Consider the following 1,250-nt stretch of genomic DNA (forward strand, 5'->3'; position numbering starts at 1 on the left):
AACGCACGGAACTCGTCGTGGGCCACGGCCAGCACCACGGCATCGAACGCGCCGGGATCGGCCCGCTCTACCCAGTGCACGCCGCTGCCTGCCAATACCGCCGGCCCCACCCACGGGTCCTGCACGTCCACCCGCGCACCGGCCGCCTGCAGCGACTGCGCCAGCTCCAACGCGCGGCTGTTGCGCAGGTCTGGGCAGTTTTCCTTGAAGGTCACGCCAAGCACCAGGATGCGCGCAGCGTCCGGCGCCTTGCCACGCCCCGCCAGCAACGCCAGCACGCGCTGGGCCACATGTGCGCCGACCCGGTTGTTGACCTGCCGCGCGGTGTGGATCAGGTCCGGGTGGTAGCCCACGCTTTCGGACTTGTGCAACAGGTAATAGGGGTCCACGCCAATGCAGTGGCCGCCGACCAGGCCCGGCCGGAACGGCAGGAAGTTCCACTTGCTGCCCGCTGCATCCAGTACGTCCTGGGTATCGATGCCGAGCCTGTCGAAGATCAGCGCCAGCTCGTTCACCAGCGCGATGTTGACGTCGCGCTGGATGTTCTCGATGACCTTGGCGGCCTCGGCCACGCGGATCGACGGCGCCGGCCACGTGCCGGCAGTGATGATGGTCGCGTACAGCGCATCGACCTGCGCGGCAATCGCGGGGGTCGAACCGGACGTGATCTTGCGGATGTCGGGCAGGCGGCGCTGGCGGTCACCGGGGTTGATCCGCTCGGGACTGTAGCCGCAATGGAAATCGTGGTTGAAGCGCAGCCCGGAACCGGCTTCCAGCAGCGGCACGCACACTTCCTCGGTGGTCCCCGGGTACACGGTGGATTCGTAGATCACCAGGTCGCCGGGCTTGAGCACGGCGGCGATCAGCGACGAGGCGCTGCGCAACGGCCCCAGGTCCGGCTGCTCCAGCGCATCGATCGGCGTAGGTACCGTCACGATGTAGATGGTGCACGCGGCCAGGGCGGCGGGATCAGCGGTGTAACGGGCGTGCCGGGCAGCGGCAAGCTCGTGCGGTTCCATTTCCAGGGTGTGGTCATGGCCACGCTGGAGCTCCTCAACGCGCGCGTGGTCGATGTCGAAACCCAGTGTTGGCTGGCGGGCGCCGAATGCGACGGCCAGCGGCAAACCGACGTAGCCAAGCCCGATGACCGCGATGTGCGGCGCAGCCGCGCCTGCCCCAGCGACCATCAGCCGCGCCCCGGGGATACGCAGCAACGGCAGGTGGGGGGCGGCAAGGGGGCGGAAAGACTC

General features: G+C 68.6%; 2 protein-coding genes. One reads left to right on the forward strand and one right to left on the reverse strand.

The genetic code is table 11. The annotated features are described in order from the left end of the window. Positions 1 to 1,124 (reverse strand): nucleotide sugar dehydrogenase (locus DBR34_RS19535; protein WP_258224158.1); only part of this gene is annotated, 1,124 nt, incomplete at its 3' end. On the opposite strand from DBR34_RS19535, the gene DBR34_RS24155 reads away from it, so the two are divergent. Next, on the forward strand, positions 1,035 to 1,250 hold a 216-nt coding region (locus DBR34_RS24155), incomplete at its 3' end, for a hypothetical protein (protein ID WP_258224159.1). The two genes, DBR34_RS19535 and DBR34_RS24155, sit on opposite strands and share 90 nt — an antisense overlap.

The sequence above is a fragment of the Stenotrophomonas sp. HMWF003 genome, assembly GCF_003061285.1.
Taxonomy (GTDB): domain Bacteria; phylum Pseudomonadota; class Gammaproteobacteria; order Xanthomonadales; family Xanthomonadaceae; genus Stenotrophomonas; species Stenotrophomonas maltophilia_AP.